Origin of the sequence: Segatella cerevisiae (assembly GCF_024054555.1) — a bacterium.
GTDB lineage: Bacteria > Bacteroidota > Bacteroidia > Bacteroidales > Bacteroidaceae > Prevotella > Prevotella cerevisiae.
In genome coordinates this window covers 1-17,528 of sequence record NZ_JAMXLY010000006.1, presented here as the reverse complement: position 1 = coordinate 17,528, position 17,528 = coordinate 1, and the positions used below count along the sequence as shown (strand labels likewise).

The 17,528-nt window shown below is 42.3% G+C and carries 9 protein-coding genes; all 9 read left to right on the top strand.

Features of this window, described 5'->3' with window-relative positions:
• Positions 1-46: 46 nt before the first annotated feature.
• On the top strand, positions 47-2,320 hold the full coding sequence (locus NG821_RS02595) for a GH92 family glycosyl hydrolase (protein ID WP_252760105.1): 2,274 nt from the start codon (positions 47-49) through the stop codon (positions 2,318-2,320).
• A gap of 265 nt (positions 2,321-2,585) precedes the next feature.
• Positions 2,586-5,726: a SusC/RagA family TonB-linked outer membrane protein gene (locus NG821_RS02590; protein WP_252760104.1), complete on the top strand. Its 3,141-nt coding sequence runs from the start codon at positions 2,586-2,588 to the stop codon at positions 5,724-5,726.
• A gap of 20 nt (positions 5,727-5,746) precedes the next feature.
• The gene (locus NG821_RS02585; protein WP_252760103.1) at positions 5,747-7,411 is read left to right on the top strand and encodes a SusD/RagB family nutrient-binding outer membrane lipoprotein; all 1,665 of its coding nucleotides are present in this window, start codon (positions 5,747-5,749) and stop codon (positions 7,409-7,411) included.
• 138 nt (positions 7,412-7,549) lie between these two features.
• The gene (locus NG821_RS02580) at positions 7,550-9,001 is read left to right on the top strand and encodes a glycoside hydrolase family 18 protein (RefSeq protein WP_252760102.1); all 1,452 of its coding nucleotides are present in this window, start codon (positions 7,550-7,552) and stop codon (positions 8,999-9,001) included.
• Positions 9,002-9,253: 252 nt separating this feature from the next.
• Positions 9,254-10,996, top strand: a complete 1,743-nt coding sequence (locus NG821_RS02575) for a glycoside hydrolase family 20 protein (RefSeq protein WP_252760101.1) — start codon at positions 9,254-9,256, stop codon at positions 10,994-10,996.
• A gap of 214 nt (positions 10,997-11,210) precedes the next feature.
• Positions 11,211-12,554: an alpha-L-fucosidase gene (locus NG821_RS02570; RefSeq protein ID WP_252760100.1), complete on the top strand. Its 1,344-nt coding sequence runs from the start codon at positions 11,211-11,213 to the stop codon at positions 12,552-12,554.
• Positions 12,555-12,568: 14 nt separating this feature from the next.
• Entirely contained in the window at positions 12,569-13,933 is a 1,365-nt protein-coding gene (locus NG821_RS02565) for an alpha-L-fucosidase (RefSeq protein WP_252760099.1), read from the top strand.
• Position 13,934: 1 nt separating this feature from the next.
• Positions 13,935-16,529 carry a transglutaminase-like domain-containing protein gene (locus tag NG821_RS02560; protein WP_252760098.1) on the top strand — a complete coding sequence of 865 codons (2,595 nt, stop codon included), beginning with the start codon at positions 13,935-13,937 and terminating at the stop codon, positions 16,527-16,529.
• 589 nt (positions 16,530-17,118) lie between these two features.
• The coding region (locus NG821_RS02555; protein WP_252760097.1) for an IS110 family transposase at positions 17,119-17,528 on the top strand (410 nt) is incomplete at its 3' end.

Genomic DNA, 17,528 nt, shown 5'->3' with positions numbered 1-17,528 from the left:
CTGATAGAAAAATAAAAAGTTTATGAAAATTATAAATTTATTATCTATGAAGAAAAAGATGAGATTAATTCTTTTAACTTATTGTCTTTTAGTCTTTACGACAGGCTATGCCAGACAACAGTCTGCGGTTGTACCGTCATCGGATGATGTCCAGTATGTAGATCCTTACATCGGCTCGGGAGGCCACGGCCATGTATTCGTTGGTGCGAGCGTACCCTACGGAATGGTCCAATTGGGGCCAAGCAATATATATAAAGGATGGGACTGGTGCTCCGGCTACCATTATTCCGACAACATCCTGATCGGCTTTTCCCATACCCACCTGAGCGGGACAGGCTGCAGTGACCTGGGCGACATCCTGCTTATGCCGATGAATGAGATCCATACCCGGCGGGGAGAACAGGATGATATCAGTAACGGCTATGCCTCCACCTATTCCCATAAGAATGAGGTGGTCAGTCCCTATTACTATTCAGTGCTTCTGGACAAGTACCAGATCCGTGCAGAGCTGACCGCGACGGCGCGCGTAGGTTTTCACCGTTATACCTATCCCGCTGGGAAGCCCTCCTATGTACTGATAGACCTTCATGAAGGTACCAGCGACGTTGCCTACAGCTGCTATGCCCGTAAGGTAGACGACTATACCATAGAAGGCTACCGCTATGACCATGGCTGGAGCCCCGACCGTAAGGTCTATTTTGTCCTGAAGAGCAATACGAAGATACAGAAATCCACGCTCTTCGATGACAATACCCCGACAGACCGCCTCCAGCTGAAGGCGAAGTCTGTGAAGTGCATCCTCGATTTCGGCCGGTCAAGCCAGGTCCTCCTGAAAGTCGCCCTGTCATCGGTCAGCATTGACAATGCCAGGGAGAACATGCAGGCCGAGCTGTCCGGTTGGAACTTCGGGCAGACAGAGGATGCCGCCAGAGCAGAGTGGAATGCCCGGTTGGGCAGGGTGAAGGCTCAGGCCCTCAATGCCCGTGGCCGCCGTATCTTCTATACGTCCCTTTATCATACCATGATCGATCCCTCCTTATATTGTGATGTCAACGGCCAGTACCGTGGTATGGATGACATGATCTATACGGATCCGTCGAAGTCGAACTATACAACTTTGTCCCTGTGGGACACCTACCGCGCGTGGAATCCCCTGATGACGGTGGTGCAACCGGAAATGGTCCCCCATCTGGTCAACTCGATGCTTTCCATTTACCGCCAGCAGGACAAGCTTCCGATCTGGCCGTTATGGAACGGAGAGACCAACTGCATGCCGGGCTACAGCTCTGTACCCGTAATCGCAGATGCCTATCTGAAAGGCTTTACAGGCTTCAATGCAGAGGATGCCTTTGAGGCGATGAAGGCAACGGCAACCAATCAGGATCAGGACGGAGTACCCTATGTGATGAAAGACGGCTTTATTCCGGCCGACAAGGTAGGGGAGTCCGTATCGAAGGCGATGGAATATGCCGTGGATGACTGGGGTATTGCAGCGATGGCCCTCAGGATGGGAAAGACAGCCGATGCAGGTGTCTTTGCAAAACGGGCCGGTTATTATAAGAACTACTTCAATTCTTCAATAGATTTTATGTGTCCCAGACTCTCAGACGGTTCCTGGAAGACTCCATATCATCCGGCAACGGCTGGAGTCCGGGACTTTACGGAAGGTAACGGCTGGCAGTACACGTTCTTTGCTCCTCAGGATCCCTACGGATTGATTAAATTGTTCGGAGGTGACAAGCCATTTACCAAAAAACTGAACCAGTTGTTCTCTAATCATGACAGTATGGGCCCGAAAGCCCAGAGCGATATCACCGGTCTGATCGGCCAGTATGCCCATGGGAATGAGCCGAGCCATCATATTGCTTACCTTTATGCATACGCCGGTGAGCAGTGGAAGACGGCCGAGAAGGTGCGTTATGTGATGGATAATTTCTATACGGACCAGCCGGACGGAGTCATCGGTAATGAAGACTGCGGGCAGATGTCAGCATGGTATGTCCTTTCAGCCATGGGACTCTATCAGGTGAATCCCTGTGACGGGGTGTTTGTATTCGGCAGTCCCGTGCTGAACAGGGCAGAGGTGAAGGTCCGCGGCGGCAGGATATTTACGATGGAGGCCGTGGGAAACAGTGCTGAGAACAAATACATCGAAAAGGCCTACCTGAACGGCAAGCCATACAGTAAGACCTACATCACCTATGATGATATCATCAAGGGCAGTACCCTGAAGTTTGTCATGGGAAAGAAGCCGAACAAGAATTTCGGCAAGAGCCGTAGTTCCCGTCCGATAGTACTGAACAAGATTGGAAATAATTAACTATTTTAATCTATTATATATTCACAAAGTATAGATATTATTTTTCTTGCTGTTTGTTGATGTTACAGTCACAATGTGCAGTAACTTACAGCGAGAATTTATAAATCAAGAAGACGACCTTCACGGAAATAGCAGTTTATGACACTGTCAGGTCATCTCTCTGTTATAGTAACCTTAAACTAAAATTAGAAGAATCATCAGATGAGTGATAACGCTATTATTTGAAGTTCGTTATTGTTCCTAAACAAACCTAAATAAAAAGACGATGAAAAGAAAATATCATTTTGTGTGCTTATTACGAGCATTTATGGTTGCTGTCTGCATGTTATTTGCAACAACAATCTTTGCACAAGGTATTACAGTTAAAGGTACAGTTACGGATGCTTCGGGCGAACCCGTAATCGGTGCAACTGTAAAGCAACAGGGATCAACTAATGGGGTAGTTACCAATGTTGATGGTAATTATTCTATCGATGTTCCGTCTGCTGCAAAGCTGGAGATCTCTTATGTCGGTTTTAAGACACAGGTTGTTCCAGTTCGTGGAAGAGCAAGTGTACCTGTAAAGATGCAGGAAGAGTCTACTGCTATTGATGAAGTTGTCGTAACGGCCTTAGGTATTAAGCGTCAGGCTCGTTCCCTTGGTTATTCTACGACAAAGGTAGATGGTGATGAATTTACTATGGCTCGTGACCCGAATATCGGTAATGCACTTTCCGGTAAGGTCGCTGGTGTCAGTGTAGCAGGTAATGCTACTGGAAGTATGGGATCTTCTCGTGTTGTCATTCGTGGCAATTCCTCTATTTCCGGTAATAATCAACCTCTTTATGTTATCGATGGTGTACCCTTTGATAATTCCAATCAGGGATCGGCCGGTCAATGGGGCGGCTCTGATATGGGAGATGGTTTAAGTAATATTAATGCTGATGATATCGAAAGTATACAGGTTCTGAAAGGCGCAGCCGCTTCTGCACTTTATGGTTTCCGTGGTGGTAACGGTGCCATCTTGATTACTACAAAGAGTGGTCATAAGGGACAGCCTGTCAGCGTAGATGTGAATGAGAACCTTACTTTCAATAACATCTACGATTATCGGGATTGGCAGAAAGAGTTTGGACTTGGATTGGAAGGACAGAAACCAACTTCTATAAATGCTGCAAAAGCTGGAGAAAGTAACAGTTGGGGTGGTTATCTGGATGGTAGTGATGCTACAAACTTCTTGGGGAATACCTATAAATATTCTTATATTAACAACTGGAAGAATTTCTATAATACAGGTGTAACTACCAATACCTCTGTAGCTGTTTCTGGTTCTGACAAGGACATCACTTATCGTCTTGGCGTTTACTATAATAAGGAAAAGAGTATCCTTCCAGGTGCAGGTACTCATCAGTTAGGTTTTAATACAAATACCACTTATAAGATCTTTAAGAATCTTTCGGCTATTGTAACAGCTAACTATACAGAGGATAAGTCCAATGGACGTTCAAACCTTTCTGATGGTAATGGTAATACAAATGCATCATTACTATATAGAGGTAATTCTTTTGATGTCCGTTGGTTGAAAGGTACTTCTGCCGGCTGGGGTACAAATGCTGACGGTAGTGAAATGATTGGTGGTACTAACGTTTATTTCAATAACCCTTATTGGCTTCAGTATCGCAAAACTAATGACATGGACCGTAATCGTCTTACCGGATCATTAACAATGAAATGGGATATCACTTCCTGGTTGTATTTACAGGGAGCAGTTCAACGAGATGGTTACAATATTGAGTTCAGGCAGGTTCAGCCTAAAGGGGCAGCAGCTGATCCATCAGGTTGGTTGACTGAATATGAAAAGAATTTCCATGAAACCAACTACAACTTCCTTTTGAATTTCAATAAGGAGTTCGGAGATTGGAGTGTCGGTGCTTCTTTTGGTGGAAATAAGATGTATAATGAAACGAAGTATTTTTATACTTCCAATGGAGGACGTCCTTTCACTATTGACGGACTCTGGTCTGTAAATAATATTACAGCTTCCGGACAGAAACCCTATAAATCTTTTGTCCGCTATCGTGTCAATTCCCTATATGGAACATTCGATCTTGGTTGGAAAAATCAAGTATTCTTGAATGTTACCGGACGTAATGACTGGTTCTCTACTTTGTCACCTGACAATAACAGTTACTTCTATCCATCAGCTACTTTATCCTGGGTATTTACAGACAGTTTCCGCAAGGCATTGCCAAATTGGTTTGATTTCGGTAAACTTCGTTTAGGTTATGCTTTTGCATCTAACGGTACGAGTGCTTATCAGACGTTGATGTATTACAAGTTGAATTCTTTCACAGTTAATGGTGTACAGACAGCTACTCAGAATAACGATAATGCTTATCCTAATGCTGATTTGAAACCTGTTCATATCTCTGAGTTTGAAGTAGGTATGAATCTCTCTTTCTTCCAGAGCAGATTGAATTTCGATATGGATTATTACTATAAGAAGACAACTGATGATATCCTGCCAGTATCTACTTCTTCAGCTTCCGGTTATGGTTCAGCCTATATGAATATCGGAGAGATCAGAAATAGTGGTTTTGAATTCATGGTTGATGGTTATCCTATCCGTAATAATAATTTCTCATGGAATTCTACTTTCAATATTGCAAACAATAGCAGCAAGGTACTGAATGTTGGCTCTGACACTAAACGCATCTCCGTATCAGGCGGTACTTCACGTAATGGTAATGTGACCGTTTATCAGGTAGTTGGTATGCCGTATGCAGAAATCATCGGTAATACTTATAAAAGGAATTCAAATGGTGAGTTACTACTGAAGAATGGACTTCCTCAGGCAGGCGACCAGAAAGTTCTCGGTAATGCTGTCTATAAGTGGACTGGCGGTTGGCGTAATACCCTTTCTTACAAGGGATTTAACCTTAGTATGTTACTTGACTTTAAGTTTGGTGCTAAACTCTTCTCTGGTACCAACTATGAACTTTACTACTATGGTATGCACAAGAATACGCTTACAGGAAGAACTGCAAGCAACCCTGCTGGATCCATTACTGCTGCCGGTATAGATGAAGCTACAGGTAAGGCCAATACAGTAACGGTAACTTCGCAGGATTACTATCGTGCGGTTTGTGATGCTAACATCGCTGAAGAATTTGTTTACAGTGCTGATTTTATCAAATTACGCGAACTTTCTTTCGGTTATACATTCCCGAAGAGCATGTTGTCTCATCTTGGTTTTGTCAAGGGACTTTCCCTTTCTCTCGTAGGCCGTAATCTTTGGACGATCCTTAAGCATACTCCTAATATTGATCCAGAATCTGCTATCAATAATTCCAATGCACAAGGTCTGGAATTGAACGGTTATCCAACAACACGCAGTGTAGGTTTTAACCTTAATATTAAGTTCTGACGATTAAAAAAACAAATAAAATGAAAACATATAAATATTTAGCTTTAGCTTCAGTTCTCGCGTTGGGTTTGGCTGGTTGCAGTGACTTTGGCGACACAAACGTAAATCCAGAGAGTATTAATGAAGATAATGTCCCTTATGCAATGGTATTCTCCAATGCACAACATCAAGCCTTAGGTTCTGACTGGGATATGTGGCGCACAGGCTGTATCTATTGTGAGCAATTTACGCAACAGTTGGTTTCTCTCGACTGGTGGCCATATTATACCCGTTATGAGTGGAGTAATGATTATTCCAAATCTTACTGGGATACCTTTGACGGTGATCGTGGCGCCATGCGTGATGTGACTACCTGTTATGATAAGTGGGCTGATAATGCTGATATGAAAATTGACTATAATATAGCCCGGGTAATGCGTGTCTATGCATTCAGCAAGATGACAGACCTTTATGGTGATATTCCTTATAGTCAGGCAGGGCGCCCTGCTAAATACCCGTATCCGGTATATGATTCCCAGGAAAGTATCTATAAGAGCATGTTGGCAGAACTGGATTCCGCTCAGGCCAATTTGGGCAGCGGAACGGCAAAGATGGGCAATCAGGATCTTTATTATAATGGAGATGCTGCTTCGTGGAAGAAGTTTGCCAATTCTTTAATGTTGCGTCTGGCTATGCGCCTGGTAAAGGTAGATCAAGCTACTGCAAAGGAATATGCAGTCAAGGCTCTTGCCAATGGCTTGATGACATCTAATAGTGACAACTGCAAATTAGCTCATAGTGGTGGTACGACATCTAATGACTCTTCAGAACCTTTTGCTAAGATTCATGCCCATGAAGATAGAGAGTTCTATCTGACTGATGCCTTTGTTAATATGTTAAAGGGGACCAATGATCCTCGTATCTCTTTGATTGGTACCATCGCTCCTTCTAAAGACGGTAAGCAGTATACTGATATCCAGAGTAATACTGGTGGCGTATGGACATCACATGATTATGGTGATATGACTTTCGCTTCTCAGAAAGGTTTACCTTCAGGTGGTTATAACATTGTAGAAAACAGTCAGTATTTTGTGGGAAAGGTAGACAAAGCTTTTAATGACTCTGCTTATCTGGCCAACTATGGCAGATACTACTCTTCTCCAAACCGCTGTACTTATGCAGATCCGACGGGTACTACATTTATTGTAACTTACGCCCAGACAGAATTCTTGTTGGCTGAGGCTGTCTATAGAGGATATATTTCCGGTAGTGCCAAGGCTTATTATGATGCTGGTGTCAAAGCAGCTTTTGAGCAGTATAGCCAATTTCCTAATGCTTCATCTGCTATTTCCGTTGCCTTTCCTAATGGGGCAGATGCAGCAGCAGCTGCTTATCTGGCTGCTAATCCTTTTGATGATAGTAAAGCGTTGGAGCAGATCAACACTCAGTACTATATAAACAGTTTCGGTGATCCTTATGAGGTGTTCTCCAACTGGCGCCGTTCTGGCTATCCTGTTCTGGCTCCTGCTCCTATGGCAAAATTGGATGGTGAATGTGCAACAGCTAGTGACGGTTATAGTATTCCTCGCCGCTTCCGTTATCCGACATCAGAATCACAGGTTAACGCAACCAACTATAATGCAGCTGTAGGTCGTATGACTAATGGTGATACTTTCTATTCTCGTGTATGGTGGGATGCAGAATAAGTAGAATCATCTAACATAAAAATAAGAGAATCAGGCATTTTTCTGGACTCTCTTATTTTTTTGTAGGAAGTATCTGTTATCTCAATATTATTTTATCTTTACATCGTAAAACTTAGATTGATCCTATTTAATTGCTTAATGAAAAAATTAAATCTATTTCTGTTAATTGTCTGTCTGTTATCAACTGCATCTTTGCCGATTCCTGCTCAGCAAAAGCAGAAACTCGTGGTGGCTTATGTCAGTTCTTGGCCTGATCTTCGTTTACCGGATCCAACGCTCATGACTAATATTAATTATGCTTTTGGTCATGTAAATAAAACCTTTGATGGTTGCGATATTCAGAATGAACCCTTCTTAAGACAAGTTGTAGCTTTAAAGGAGAAGAATCCTAAATTGAAGATCCAACTTTCAGTGGGCGGTTGGACGAGTGGTAATTTTTCTGAAATGGCTGCTAACCCTAAGTATCGTATGTCTTTTGCCAAGGATTGTGGTCGTATTGTAAAAGAATATGGCTTGGATGGTATCGATATCGACTGGGAATATCCGACAAGTAGCGAGTCCGGTATTTCCAGTTCTCCGGAAGATACCAAGAACTTTACACTTTTGATGCGTGATCTCAGAAAGGTTCTGGGTTCTAAGAAGTTGCTCACAGCGGCTACCATTGCTTATGCCAAGTATATAGACTTTCGCTCTTGCATCAAGTATATGGACTTCATCAATATCATGGCTTATGATGTAGCTGATTCCCCACAGCATCATACCACATTGTTCCGTTCTCCTCTTTCTGGAAAGATTACGGTCAGTGAAGCTGTGCAGGCTCATATTGCTGCAGGTGTTCCTAAGAATAAACTTTGTCTGGGTATGCCCCTCTATGGAAGAGGTGACCATAGCAATACCATCCTTGATAAGTTTATGAGGACAGGCTATACCGGTGGTCTTTATGAAGAGCGTTGGGATAGTATTGGCGAGGTTCCTTACCTTGTCGACTGGTCCGGTCAATTGGTATGGGGAGCAGAAAATCCACGCTCTATCGCAGCTAAGTGTCAGTATATATTGGATCAGGATCTGTTGGGGGGCATGTATTGGGAAACAACTGAAGATAATGCTCAGTTGGATCTGATGAGTACGGTCTATCTCTCTCTGATGAAGAATATGAAAGGTTCTGTACCTTTGAAGCATGTCTTGCTGATGACTGATGGTAATGAAAACAATGATGTCCGGTACATCACCTCACTTGGAAAGGAATTTGGATTTGATGTTACTGAATATCACGCCGGGGATACTTATGTCAACGGTAACTTTGATCATTATCATCTGTTGTGTAACCTCAGTCTGGAACCGGAATCTCTGAGTGATGATGCTAAGGCTGATCTCCAGAATTATGTAGATGATGCCCGTGGCAGTTATATGGCTGTCAATGCGGATACCACAAAGACATGGAAATGGTATAATGATTTCTATCGTCATAATGAGAAAAAACATGCCCGCTCTGTTATCTACAAGAAGAATGCAGGACTGGGCTATATGCCTCGTCTGAGTTCTTATGATCAGACAAAGGAGAAGGCCATCAAGTGGCTCCTTCATGAATAAGCATTATAAAAACATATCATGAGAGTGTGTCAAAAGTGAAGTGACACACCCTTCTCTTACTGATAATGACTATTTTGATTATTATCAGACGAAGGATACTTGGAGTGAGATCAGCATGCCAAGCATTTATGGACAGGATAAAAGTTAAAGAAATAATCTTATCAGGGGATATATTAAGAAGTGTACGATGGTTTATATCGTATATCCTTTTTAATATTATCTTTGGGATATATCTTCATAAAAGCCTAAGATATGAGAAAGTTAAAGTTTTATTTTTTGTTAGGTAATGTTTTTCTGGCTTTGTTGAATGCGTTACCCGTTAGCGCTGCGAAGAAAGAATCCCAGCCTGCTTATGAATGGAGGGGATTAATGATAGATGTCTCAAGACATTTCATGCCTTATGAGTCTCTGAAAAAGCAGATCAATTATTTGTCTAAATATGGTATTAATGTCTTGCATTTACATCTTACGGATAACGGAGGTTGGCGACTTCAGATCCATGCTTACCCACGATTGACGGAATTGGCCGCATGGCGGCCTGAGTCAAACTGGGATAAATGGCATGAAAACGGGAAACGAGACTATACCCGTGAAGATGCGCCTCATGTCTATGGAGGATATTATACCCAAGAACAGATGAAAGATCTGGTGAAATACGCAGCAGGTAAGGGTATTACGATTGTTCCGGAGATAGAAATGCCTGGTCATTCTGACGAGGTCCTTGCTGCCTATCCGGAGCTGAAATGTGTTGATGACAGTACTGGAAGTTTGATTAACTCTCCAGATCTTTGTCCGGGTAATGAACATACTTATATATTCCTTACCAATGTTCTCAAAGAAGTGATGGATATTTTTCCATCCAAATATATCCATGTGGGCGGAGATGAAGCAGAGATGAAAGCTTGGAGTCATTGCGCTCTTTGTAAGAAGAAAATGAACGATCTCCATCTTATAAAGGTATCTGGTCTACAAACATATCTCATTGACCGTATCGATTCTTTTCTTAATGCGAATGGACGAAGTCTTATTGGGTGGGATGAACTTTGTGACCTTGACCCAATTCCTTCGTGCATTAAGGGAAATCCTAAGACTATAGAAGTATGGCGGAATTCAGATTATGCCAAGTTGGCTATTCGTCAGGGATTCAATGTGATTCAAGCTCCCACATCCAATTGCTACATCAACCATTCACCTGATGCGCCGGAATTAAGGAAAAGTGGACCTGTGGATTATCTGTCATTAAAGAAAATGTATTCTTTTAATCCAAAAGCTAATCTTACAAAGGAGGAACAAAAACATGTGAAAGGCCTGGAAGCGTGTCTTTGGTCAGAGTATGTAGAAACTCCGGAGAGAGCAGAATTTATGATCTACCCTCGTATATTGGCAATAGGGGAGATTGGTTTGAAAGGTGATATGCGCCCTTCTTATGCCAAATTTCATGATTATGCCCTTGCAGAGACATCGTGGTTGCGTACTTCTGGTGTTAATGCCTTTGATCTGAGCAAGGAGCAAGGAGAACGTAAGGAGAGTTTGACTTCTATAAAGCATAAGGCACTTAATGCTAAGGTTACTTATAATGCGCCATGGAATGACCATTATCCTTCCTCAGGTGCTACTACACTTACAGACGGAAAACTGGGAGGCTGGAGTCATGTCGCAAGTAATTGGCAAGGATTTATCGGTGATAAAGGTTATTGTATGGATGTAACCGTTGACTTAGGTAAGATGAAAACCTTTACTTCTGTTCAAATGGAGTTTATACAGAATGCAGCCCCGGACATATATATACCTCGTCATCTGATTATTTCTATATCTTCTGACAATAAGAACTTTACAGAAATATACAGCAGTACTCAGCAACATATTACCAAGCATTACCTCGACTTTGTGACTTTAGGATATAAAGGAGCAATGCAAAGTGCCCGTTATATTCGTGTACAAGCCGACAATCCTGCTAATGGGTGGGTATTTACAGATGAGATAGTCGTGAAATAATAGGGCAATTTTTAGTTGTGGGAAGCTTTAAAATCAGGTAGGAATAATCCTAATAAACTTGAAATAGGAAAAATAGATATACAAAGAGAAACTTTGATAGTCGTTTTTTGAGATATAATATGTTCCTTTGCATATACGAAATGAATACTGGGTCAATACGTTAATCTGATAAGTATATTCCATAGGATTACAAAACCATATTAAATATAGAATTATGAAACTAAAATCAATTATTGCTTTATCATTGCTGGCGTCTTTTAGTTACATGCCTGTACATGCGCAGAGAGCAGCTGATGACTCTATAGCATGGAAGTCACGTATGCAATGGTTTCAAAAAGCCAAGTTGGGAATCTTCATCCATTGGGGGATCTATGCTGTGAAAGGTATTTCGGAGAGTTGGTCGTTCTATAATGGCCAGATTTCTTATAAAGATTATATGGACCAGGCTAAAGGTTTTACGGCCAGCAAATGGAATCCCAAAGACTGGGTAGATCTGATTCGGGAAAGTGGTGCCCAATATACCGTGCTTACTACCAAGCATCATGATGGTATGGCTTTGTGGAATACCAAGGCAGGAAAACTGAGTACGGTGAAATGTACATCGGCCAGGCGCGATTTGATTACGCCTTTCGTTAGTGAAGTCCGTCGCCAGGGTTTGAAAGTAGGGTTGTATTTTTCACTTCTTGATTGGTCAAATAAAGACTATCCAAACTTTACCCGTACACAGAAACGCTATGATAATAATCAGGATCTTAAGCGATGGCAGAAGTTTGTTGATTTCGATTTTGCCCAACTTCGAGAACTGAATACCCAGTACCATCCTGATTTGTGGTGGTTTGATGGTGATTGGGAACAAACAGCAGAGAAATGGCATGCTCCCGAGATGATCAAATTACTTCGTCAGACGAATCCAGACTGTATTGTAAACAGTCGTATTCAGGGTTATGGAGATTATGCTACACCAGAAGTAGGCATACCGGTATTCAAACCTAAAGATCCATATTGGGAATTGTGTATGACTATCAATGATTCCTGGGGATATCAGCCAAAGGATACTCTTTTCAAGACCCCGTATGAGTTGTTGCGTGTGTTCTGTGATTGCCTGAGTAATGGTGGAAATCTGCTGCTCGACATTGGCCCGCGGGAAGATGGAACTATTCCACAGCCGGAAGTTGATGTGCTGAAGGAATTTGGGCGTTGGATCAATAAGCATCGTGAGGCTGTTTATTCTACTCGGGCAGGCGTATATTCTGAAGCATTCCAGGGTTATACTACACTTAATGAGAAGGGGGATATCCTGTATCTTTATATTCCATACGAACCACATGGAGAGGTAGAAGTAAATGGTGTCATGAATAAGATTAAGAATGTTCGCGTTGTAGGAAGCAACCGTCAACTGAAGTTTAATGTTTACAATGCTGCTGACTGGCGTGATGTACCTGGCAATTTGTATATCCAGGTTCCTGATTCTGTACTTGATCCGGAGATCACAGTTTTGGCTGTACAATTGGATGGTCCTGTCCGTATGTATCATGAGAAGAACCAGTCTGATTTATAAATACTCTTCAAAAAATGATAAAGAAAATTATATGTGGCTTGACAGCTCTTTTTTTTACGTCACCTGTTTTTGCACAAGGTGATGTTTATCAAAAATCCAAAGCCTACCAGTGGCCTGCAGATCCATTGGTAGTCCAGAAATTAAAAAAATGGCAGGATCAGAAGTTTGGTGTCCTGATGCACTGGGGACTCTATGCCGTTCCCGGTATTGTTGAATCCTGGTCTATCTGTGATGAGGATTGGATATCCCGGGACACCACAAGAACATACCAGCAGTATAAAGATTGGTACTGGGGATTGTGTGAGAAGTTCAATCCTGTGAAGTTCAATCCGGCTCAGTGGGCTTCTGTCTTTAAGGATGCCGGTATGAAATATATGATTTTCACAACCAAGCATCATGATGGTTTCTGCATGTTTGATTCTAAGTATACCGATTTTAATATTGCCAGGCATGCTTTCAAGGATAATCCTAAGCGCGATGTTTTGAAATATGTACTTCAGGCCTTCCGTGACGAGGGATTCATGACAGGAGAATATTTCTCCAAGCCAGACTGGCATTCTCAGGATTATTGGTGGGATGTATACCCGACGAAGAATGGTCGTAATGTGAATTACGATATTAAGAAATGGCCTTGGCGTTGGGATGCTTTCAAGAAGTATACCTACAACCAGATGGAAGAGATCCTGAGCCGGTATGGAAATGTGGATATTCTCTGGTTAGACGGCGGATGGGTTTGCAAGGAAAATAATCAGGATATAGATATGCCTGAGATTGCTGCCATGGCACGTCATTATCAACCGGGATTGATTATAGTTGATCGTACCGTTCATGGTCCTTATGAAAACTATCAGACTCCTGAAAGGACTATCCCTGAAACCCAGCTTGATTTCCCGTGGGAAAGTTGTATTCCCTTGTCAAATGACTGGGGATGGGTACCACGTCCCAAATGGAAGACTCCTGCTACAGTCATCAATACCCTTATAGAGATTGTGGCTAAGGGTGGAAACCTCGTTCTTGGTGTAGGTCCTACTCCTGAAGGCTTGATACAGCCGGAAGTAGTTCTGCGTCTGAAGGTTATCGGTGAATGGCTCCGTACCAACGGCAAAGCTATTTATGGTACAACGATCACAAAGCATTACAATGACGGAAATGTATGGTTTACAGCCAATAAGGACGGTAAACATCTTTATGCGATTTATGTATTGAAGGACGGGGAGCAAGTCCCTCAGACCATTAGTTGGACTGTTAATGTACCGAGGAGTGTTCGTCTCCTGAGTACAGGCAAGACCCTTAAGATGTTCAAGTCAAATGGAACGGTTACCGTTACCCTCCCCGCAAATATGAAGGAAGAATCTTTTGCTTTACAATTAGATATGTAATATGAGGAAAATAATTTTTAGTTTATTGCTGTTAGGCGTCAGCCTCTCTATAAATGCCCGGCATTTCATCACCAATACATCTTATCGACAGAAAGTAGATTCTGCTTTCAATGCTAAGATGAAACTCATTGGTATCAGCTTTTATGATGTGAAGGAACTGAATGCTACGCAGGAGGAGCAGGAAGCCCTGAAGTTTCTCTATGCTTATATGCCTGTAGCCGATGCTACCGACTATCCCACGGCTTATCACTTGAATAATGTACGTCTGGCCTTGCAGGCTCATAAGGAGATGCCGTGGGGAAAGACAGTTCCGGAACTTTTGTTCCGGCATTTTGTCGTCCCTATGCGTGTCAATAATGAACCGCTTGACAATTCCCGTGCGATATTCTTTAAGGAACTTAAAGATCGTATCAAAGGAATGTCAATGAAAGATGCCATACTCGAGGTAAACCACTGGTGTCATGAACATGTAACTTACGAACCTTCTGATGCTCGTACGTCTTCTCCTTTACAGTCTGTTCTTACAAGTAGAGGACGTTGCGGTGAGGAAAGCACATTTACAGTGGCTGCTCTTCGTTCCGTGGGCATTCCGGCCCGTCAGGTTTATACTCCTCGCTGGGCACATACGGATGACAATCATGCCTGGGTAGAAGCCTGGGCTGATGGTAAGTGGTATTTTATGGGTGCATGTGAGCCGGAACCTGTTCTGAACCTGGGATGGTTTAATGCTCCTGCATCTCGTGCTATGCTGATGCATACGCAGGTTTTTGGTGATTATCAGGGCCCTGAGGAAGTAATGCTCCGTACCGGAAACTTTACAGAGATCAATTTGATTGACAATTATGGTAGTTCTGCGAGAACAGACTTCAAGGTTGTTGATGAATCAGGTAAACCTGTATACGACGCTCGTGTAGATTTCAAGATTTATAATTATGCGGAATTCTATACAGCAGCATCCAAGTATACAGATAAGAATGGTGTGACCTTTCTTTCTGCCGGCAAGGGTGATATGCTGGTATGGGCATCCAAGAATGGTAAATTCGGTTACGCGAAAGCTTCTTTTGGAAAGGATAAACAGATTACCATTACCTTAAAATATGATGCCAACACGATATTGACCGGTCAGGAATTGAATATTGTACCTCCTCCAGAGAAAGCAAATATCCCTACAGTAACTCCACAGCAGCGTGCAGAGAATGACCGTCGTTTTGCTTACGAAGATTCTGTACGTAATGCTTATGTCAGGACTTTCCCTACAGAGGAGACGTTGAAAGGTTATAAATATCCTGCAGCAATACCTTATATCGTTAAGTCTCGTGGCAACTGGAGGACCATTGAAGCTTTCGTGGAGAAGAATTCTGATCGCCTTGATCGTTCCATCAGTCTCCTGAGTACCTTGAGCGACAAGGACCTTCGCGATATGCCAATGGCTATTCTCGATGATAACATGAATGCCGGCAGTGATCAACTTTGCCCTCGTGTAGAAGACGAACTCATCATTGCTCCCTTCAAACAGTTCTTTGAGAAGGCTTTCGATAAGAAGGATACCGGACGATTCCGGAAAGATCCTTCTCTGCTTATAGAATGGATTTGTACGAATATCAAACTGAATCCGGATACGCGTGCGATGAAAATTCCTCAGACACCTGTGGGAGTCTGGAAAGCAAGACTGACAGACAGCCGCAGTCGTGATATCTTCTTTGTTGATGTAGCCCGTAGCCTGAATATAGAGGCCAGGAAGGATGTCGTTACAGGAAAGGTGCAGTATAAAAAGGATGGACAATGGATAGATGTCGATTTTGATTCTGCCAAGCAGCAATCCGCAAAGACAGGTACTCTTGTTCTTAACTATACTCCGACAGCTTACCTGGATAATCCTAAATACTACAGCTATTTTACAATCAGTAAGATTGTGGGCGGTAAGACCCAATTACTGAACTTCGATGAAGGACAAGTGGATATGGGTGGTGGTACTTCCTGGGCAGGTACTTTCAAGAATGGTACACCTTTAGATAAGGGTACTTATCTGTTGGTTTCTGGTCAGAGACTTGCTGATGGCAGTGTTCTTGCCCGCAATACAATCTTCCACATTCTTCCGGATGTGACTACTCATGTAGATTTGGTTATCCGTGAGACTACTGATGGTATTAAAGTAATTGGTAGTTTCAATAGCGAGTCTACTTTCCAGAAAGATGGCAAGGATGTAAGTGTCCTGAGTCAGACAGGACGTGGCTATTATGTCCTGGGTGTTATTGGAGTAGGTAATGAACCTACAAACCATGCACTCCATGATATTGCCAAAATGAAGGACAGACTTGATAAGTGGGGTCGTCCATTGGTACTTCTCTTTGAAAGTGAGGCAGATGCACGGAAATTCCAGAAGAATGAGTTTGGAAATCTTCCTGAGAAGACGATATTTGGTATCGACAAGGACGGAAGCATCCGAAAACAGATTGCAGCCCAAATGAAACTACAGAATACAACCCAGCTTCCTATGTTTATCATTGCTGATACATTTGACCGTGTCGTATTCATTTCTCAGGGATATACTATAGGTCTGGGAGAGCAACTCGTCAAAGTAGCTGATAAACTATAGATAAGAAATAGATTGTGGATTTCCTGATTTAATATATAGGTAACCTTTAAAAAAAATAACATAAAACCAGGGTGATACCAATTCCGAGAAAACAGACCTCGATGGTGAACCTTCGGAACGATAATGGAGTAAAGGATATTTATATTTTATAAATAAACGTCTAATTGGCAGGATTAAATACGCGCTAAATTAACCCTGCCAATGGATTTGTGATACTTACAAAAGCCCTATTAAACTTTTTTAATAATTTATATTTCAAATTTTTGCTTATTTTTAATAAAAAAGTCCTACATTTGTTGCGAAAGTTTAAAATCAGAATAACATTTAATTTAATATCTAAGATCTGAAGTAGATGAAACAAGCGGAAAGTTTTATTCGAGGCTACCGGAGGATAACTCTGGCAGTATGTTATACTCTAATTAGACAACATTTAATTTTAATTTAAATTAGTCGAATAAATGCAAATGTAATAATTCAGTGAATCCTAAATTATATTTATATGAAACGTACATGATCGTCTTTCGCCAAAGGGAATGAAAAGGGATTTTTTGTATCTTTGCCACAGTATAAACCCTTTAATCCTTTAGATATGTCGAATCAGAAGCAAGAAGTCTCCTTTTCAGAAGTGGTATCGCGCGGCTGTGGTCTTGATGTCCACAAGAAGGAGATAGTGGCAACAGTCAGCGGAACTGACATCAAAAAAGAGACCCGTACGTTCCAGTCGACAACGAGATCTTTGACACAGTTGAAAGAATGGCTATTGGAACTTGGCGTTACTCATGTAGCAATGGAAAGTACCGGCGTATACTGGAAGCCAGTAATGAACATTCTGGAACCTGGCGGCTTTACATTAATGGTCGTCAATGCCCGTCACATCAAGTACGTTCCGGGGCACAAGACCGACAAGAAAGACTCGGCATGGATCTGCAAGCTCCTTCGTGCAGGCTTGCTCAAAGGCAGTTTTATTCCATGCCGCGATCAGCGTGACTTGCGCGACCT

Excerpts from the sequence above, each read along its gene's own strand:
- NG821_RS02595 (WP_252760105.1), top strand. The coding sequence starts at position 47 with ATGAAGAAAAAGATGAGATTAATTCTTTTAACTTATTGTCTTTTAGTC.
- NG821_RS02590 (WP_252760104.1), top strand. The coding sequence starts at position 2,586 with ATGAAAAGAAAATATCATTTTGTGTGCTTATTACGAGCATTTATGGTT.
- NG821_RS02585 (WP_252760103.1), top strand. The coding sequence starts at position 5,747 with ATGAAAACATATAAATATTTAGCTTTAGCTTCAGTTCTCGCGTTGGGT.
- NG821_RS02580 (WP_252760102.1), top strand. The coding sequence starts at position 7,550 with ATGAAAAAATTAAATCTATTTCTGTTAATTGTCTGTCTGTTATCAACT.
- NG821_RS02575 (WP_252760101.1), top strand. The coding sequence starts at position 9,254 with ATGAGAAAGTTAAAGTTTTATTTTTTGTTAGGTAATGTTTTTCTGGCT.
- NG821_RS02570 (WP_252760100.1), top strand. The coding sequence starts at position 11,211 with ATGAAACTAAAATCAATTATTGCTTTATCATTGCTGGCGTCTTTTAGT.
- NG821_RS02565 (WP_252760099.1), top strand. The coding sequence starts at position 12,569 with ATGATAAAGAAAATTATATGTGGCTTGACAGCTCTTTTTTTTACGTCA.
- NG821_RS02560 (WP_252760098.1), top strand. The coding sequence starts at position 13,935 with ATGAGGAAAATAATTTTTAGTTTATTGCTGTTAGGCGTCAGCCTCTCT.